Below are 4,699 nucleotides of genomic sequence, written 5' to 3'. Positions count from 1 at the left end.
CACCTCTTCGGAGGCGCGGGCCGTCGCCCGTACCCAAACGCTCCTCAAGGGTGAGCACGGCATCGGAACCGTCCGGCGGACGGTCCTGCCCGGTGGCCTGCGCATCGTCACCGAGACCCTGCCCTCCGTGCGCTCCGCGACCTTCGGTATCTGGGCACATGTCGGATCCCGCGACGAGACCCCGTCGCTGGGCGGCGCCACGCACTATCTGGAGCACCTTCTCTTCAAGGGCACGGCGCGCCGCTCCGCCCTCGACATCTCCGCCGCGATCGACGCGGTCGGCGGCGAGATGAACGCCTTCACGGCGAAGGAGTACACGTGCTACTACGCGCGGGTGCTCGACACCGACCTGCCACTCGCGATCGACGTCGTGTGCGACATGCTCACCGGCTCCCTGATCCTCGAAGAGGACGTGGACGCCGAGCGCGGCGTCATCCTCGAGGAGATCGCGATGACCGAGGACGACCCCGGTGACGTCGTCCACGACCTCTTCGCGAGCACCATGTTCGGCGCCAGCCCGCTGGGGCGCCCGGTCCTTGGCACCGTCGACACGGTCAACGCGCTCAGCCGGTCGCAGATCGCCCGCTTCTACAAGAAGCACTACGACCCCACACACCTGGTCGTGGCAGCCGCCGGAAACGTCGACCACGGCACGGTCGTCCGCCAGGTCCGCAAGGCCTTCGACCGCGCCGGGGCGCTGGCCAGGACCGATGCCCAGCCGATCGCCCCGCGCGACGGCAGCCGCACGATCAGGACCGCCGGCCGGGTCGACATGCTCGGGCGCAAGACCGAGCAGGCCCATGTCGTGCTCGGAATGCCGGGCCTCGCCCGCACCGACGAGCGCCGATGGGCCCTCGGCGTGCTGAACACGGCACTCGGTGGCGGCATGTCATCGCGTCTCTTCCAGGAGGTACGGGAGAAGCGCGGCCTCGCCTACAGCGTGTACTCGTACACCTCGGGCTTCGCCGACTGCGGACTCTTCGGCGTGTACGCGGGCTGCCGGCCCAGCCAGGTCCACGGCGTGCTGAAGATCTGCCGGGGCGAGCTCGACCGGGTGGCCTCCGAAGGGCTGTCCGACGAGGAGATCAGCCGGGCCATCGGCCAGCTCTCCGGCTCCACGGTCCTCGGGCTCGAGGACACCGGCGCGCTGATGAACCGCATCGGCAAGAGCGAGCTGTGCTGGGGCGCCCAGATGTCCGTGGATGACATGCTGGCGAACATAGCCGCGGTCACCCCCGACGACGTACGGGCGGTCGCCCGCGCCGTGCTGGGACAGCGTCCGTCACTGGCGGTGATCGGCCCGCTGAAGGACAAGCAGGCGGACCGTCTGCACCAATCCGTCACGTAGACATCCGCAAGGCCCCAGAGTCCGACTCGTAGAGAGAGCACAAGCAATGAGCAAGCTGCGCGTGGCCGTCCTCGGAGCCAAGGGCCGTATCGGTTCCGAGGCGGTCCGGGCGGTCGAAGCCGCCGGTGACATGGAGCTGGTAGCCGCCCTCGGCCGGGACGACAAGCTGGAGACCCTGGTCGAGCAGGGCGCACAGGTCGCGGTCGAGCTGACCACCCCCGCCTCGGTGATGGGCAATCTCGACTTCTGTGTACGCCACGGCATCCACGCCGTCGTCGGCACCACCGGCTGGACGGACGAGCGCCTCGCGCATCTGCGCACCTCGCTTGACGCTTCACCGGAGACCGGGGTGCTCATCGCGCCCAACTTCTCCATCGGTGCCGTGCTCACGATGAAGTTCGCCGCCCAGGCCGCGCGCTACTTCGAGTCGGTCGAGGTGGTCGAGCTGCACCATCCGAACAAGGCGGACGCCCCTTCGGGCACCGCCACCCGTACGGCCCAGCTGATCGCCGCGGCCCGTGCCGAAGCGGGCCTCGCCCCGCAACCCGACGCCACCGTCACCGCGCTGGACGGCGCGCGTGGCGCGGACGTCGACGGAGTGCCGGTGCACGCCGTGCGGCTGCGGGGGCTGCTCGCCCACCAGGAGGTCCTGCTCGGCGGGGAGGGCGAAACCCTCACCATCCGGCATGACTCCCTGCACCACAGCAGCTTCATGCCGGGCATTCTGCTCGGTGTACGGCGCGTGGTCAGTACGCCCGGGCTCACGTTCGGCCTTGAGCACTTCCTCGACCTGGACTGAGACCCACCCATGCGCGCGAAGATCACCTACTTCCTCACGGCTGCCGTCTTGGTCGTCTACTTCGTCCTGGTCGGCAGCCGGGGCGTGCTGCTGATCCGGCACGGCACGGTACTGACGGTCACCTTCGGTGTGGCGGTGCTGATCCTGCCCGTGATCGGCATCTGGTTCCTCTGGAAGAACACCCGGTTCGTCCGGAAAGCCAATGCGTTGGCGGCCGAGCTGGACGCGCAGGGCGGACTGCCGGTGGACGAGCTGGTCCGCACCCCGGGCGGTCGTATCGACCGGGAATCGGCGGACGCAGTCTTCGCCAAGCGCCGGGCGGAGACCGAGGACTCGCCGGGCGACTGGCGCTGCTGGTTCCGGCTGGCCGTCGCCTACCACGACGCCCGGGACACACCACGCGCCCGCAAGGCCATGCAGCGTGCGATCGCCCTGCACGACGGCAAGCCCGCCCACGAAGGCGCCGACCCCGCGGGCCGGCCCGTCAAGGCCTGAGCTACCCGGGAGGGCCCTGGCTCACTGCCCGCCGGCGGGCACCGCCGGGGCCACCGGGCCGTACTGCGCGCCCCAGGCCTCGATCGTGTCCGCCGCCCTGTCGAAGGCCTCGACTCGGGAGAGGAAGTCCCCGTTGTGGTCGGTGAGCAGCGGCAGCGGCTCACCGCCACCTCGGACCAGCATCAGCGCCTGCCCCTGCACGGTCCGCGGCAGACCGAGCCAGCGCACCGGCTGCTGCACGGTCCGCAGCGCCGCGGCCTCCCGCCAGTCGACGGTCGACGTCGAGAGGAAGCCCACCCGGCGCAGACCGTGCCTGCTCACCCATACGCCCATCCGGAGCAGCCGCAGTGCCGCGGCGATCACCAGCAGGGCGAGCGCGAAGCACAGACCCGCGCCCGGCAGCGCACCGGCGAACGCGATGATCAGCGTCGCCATGAGCACGAACGAACCGAGCAGCAGGAGCAGCGCCGCGGCTCCCACCCGCCAGGGGCCGGGACGGTAGGGCCGCCGCCACTCGTCGTGGTCATCGAACGGCAGAGCGGCCTGGTCCTCCGCCGTTGTCCTGTCGGATGTGTCAAAGGCGCGGTCGGCCGTCAGGAAGGGCAGGGGCACGGCTGATCCTCACTCATCACGCACAACGGGCTGTGACGGGTGAGGCTACAGAGGTGGCCCACCCCGGACCACCCCTGGGGGTCCGAAAGGGGTCAGCGTCCCCCGGACCGGCCGGACTGCTCGGCGTGGGAGGGCGGTGCCTTCTCGGGGGCCTGGAGCGCGGGCATACCGAAGAGAAGCGCCCCGGTCAGACCCGAGGTGACGGTCAGGCCGATCAACGTACGGCCGAGGAGCTGCCCCTTGCTCGGACGGCGTCTCGGCGGCGGTGCCACATTGCTGCGGAAACGGTCCGCGTCGGCGACGAAGGCGAAAGGGACAGCCTCTCGCCTGGAGCCGCCGCTCAGCGGTGGCTGGGGCAGGGTCATGGTGTGAGCCTCCTTGGCGGTGATACGTGGGGTTACTGGTACAGACGCGTAGAACACGCTCTCGGTGGCCCGATTCCAGTGAATTCGCCGCGACAACATCAGCCACCCCGCCCCGACGGTCGTTGAGCGAGCCGTAGAGAATGGGCTCCGCATGTGCGATGCAACCGGAAGGACACTGGTGACCGACACCCCCGCCGACCTCAAGCCCAGCTTCCGCAGCGATGTGACCGTCGAGCTGGTGAAGCACACCGCAGGCGACTCCGACGTGCTGTGGGCGGCCCGGGTCTCCACCGCGGGCGAGCAGTCCCTGGACGAGCTCTCCAAGGATCCGGAGCGTTCAAAGGGCCTGATCAACTATCTGATGCGGGACCGCCACGGCAGCCCCTTCGAGCACAACTCGATGACCTTCTTCATCAGCGCCCCGATCTTCGTCTTCCGCGAGTTCATGCGCCACCGTGTCGGCTGGTCGTACAACGAGGAGTCCGGGCGCTACCGGGAGCTCGAGCCTGTGTTCTACGTCCCGGACGGTTCGCGCAAGCTGGTCCAGGAGGGCCGCCCTGGCAAGTACGTCTTCGTCGAGGGCACCCAGGCGCAGCAGGAGCTCACCGGACGCGTGATGACGGACTCCTACCGCCAGGCGTACGAGGCGTACCAGGAGATGCTCGATGCCGGCGTCGCCCGCGAGGTCGCCCGCTCGGTGCTGCCGGTGGGCCTCTACTCCTCGATGTACGCGACGTGCAACGCCCGCTCGCTGATGCACTTCCTGGGTCTGCGTACCCAGCATGAGCTGGCCAAGGTGCCGTCGTTCCCGCAGCGGGAGATCGAGATGGTCGGCGAGAAGATGGAACAGCACTGGGCCGGGCTCATGCCCCTCACCTATGCCGCGTTCAACGCGAATGGCCGCATCGCTCCGTAAGGGACAGATGTACGGTTCAGCCCGACTCGGTGTCCGTATTGCGGCGTTTCGAGAAGTTCATCTAGGCTGATCAAACGGACCCGGGGGGGCCAGAAACCCCCCCACCGCCCGGGGCAGGGGACACCCACACACCGGGAGCGGCCGCCCCCCCCGGGGGCCCACCC

Annotated in this window: 6 protein-coding genes; 4 read left to right on the top strand and 2 right to left on the bottom strand. The window is 69.6% G+C overall.

What is annotated here, in order from left to right; all coding sequences use genetic code 11:
• The 3 genes from ACFWI9_RS28560 to ACFWI9_RS28550 all read left to right on the top strand — a co-directional run.
• A partial coding sequence (locus ACFWI9_RS28560; protein WP_387166363.1) for a M16 family metallopeptidase occupies positions 1-1,348 on the top strand: 1,348 nt, incomplete at its 5' end.
• A 46-nt stretch (positions 1,349-1,394) separates the two neighbouring features.
• Entirely contained in the window at positions 1,395-2,147 is a 753-nt protein-coding gene (gene dapB / locus ACFWI9_RS28555; protein WP_387166361.1) for a 4-hydroxy-tetrahydrodipicolinate reductase, read from the top strand.
• 9 nt (positions 2,148-2,156) lie between these two features.
• The gene (locus ACFWI9_RS28550) at positions 2,157-2,642 is read left to right on the top strand and encodes a hypothetical protein (protein WP_387166359.1); all 486 of its coding nucleotides are present in this window, start codon (positions 2,157-2,159) and stop codon (positions 2,640-2,642) included.
• A gap of 21 nt (positions 2,643-2,663) precedes the next feature.
• Here ACFWI9_RS28550 and ACFWI9_RS28545 read toward each other — a convergent pair whose 3' ends face one another.
• The gene (locus ACFWI9_RS28545) at positions 2,664-3,254 is read right to left on the bottom strand and encodes a hypothetical protein (RefSeq protein ID WP_387166357.1); all 591 of its coding nucleotides are present in this window, start codon (positions 3,252-3,254) and stop codon (positions 2,664-2,666) included.
• A 92-nt stretch (positions 3,255-3,346) separates the two neighbouring features.
• Positions 3,347-3,619 carry a hypothetical protein gene (locus ACFWI9_RS28540; RefSeq protein WP_387166355.1) on the bottom strand — a complete coding sequence of 91 codons (273 nt, stop codon included), beginning with the start codon at positions 3,617-3,619 and terminating at the stop codon, positions 3,347-3,349.
• 178 nt (positions 3,620-3,797) lie between these two features.
• Here ACFWI9_RS28540 and thyX point away from each other — a divergent pair, with 178 nt between their 5' ends.
• A complete protein-coding gene (gene thyX, locus ACFWI9_RS28535) occupies positions 3,798-4,535 on the top strand; it encodes an FAD-dependent thymidylate synthase (RefSeq protein WP_387166353.1) in 738 nt (245 codons plus the stop codon).
• Positions 4,536-4,699 lie beyond the last annotated feature (164 nt).

Origin of the sequence: Streptomyces sp. NPDC127084, from assembly GCF_042724175.1 — a bacterium.
In the GTDB taxonomy this organism is placed as follows: Bacteria; Actinomycetota; Actinomycetes; order Streptomycetales; family Streptomycetaceae; genus Streptomyces.
Note: the sequence above shows the minus strand (reverse complement) of the source record. Positions and strands in the feature narration are given on the sequence as shown.

Bases quoted from the DNA above. Each gene is read 5' to 3' on its own strand.
- dapB (WP_387166361.1), top strand. From the start codon at position 1,395: ATGAGCAAGCTGCGCGTGGCCGTCCTCGGAGCCAAGGGCCGTATCGGT.
- ACFWI9_RS28550 (WP_387166359.1), top strand. From the start codon at position 2,157: ATGCGCGCGAAGATCACCTACTTCCTCACGGCTGCCGTCTTGGTCGTC.
- ACFWI9_RS28540 (WP_387166355.1), bottom strand. From the start codon at position 3,619: ATGACCCTGCCCCAGCCACCGCTGAGCGGCGGCTCCAGGCGAGAGGCT.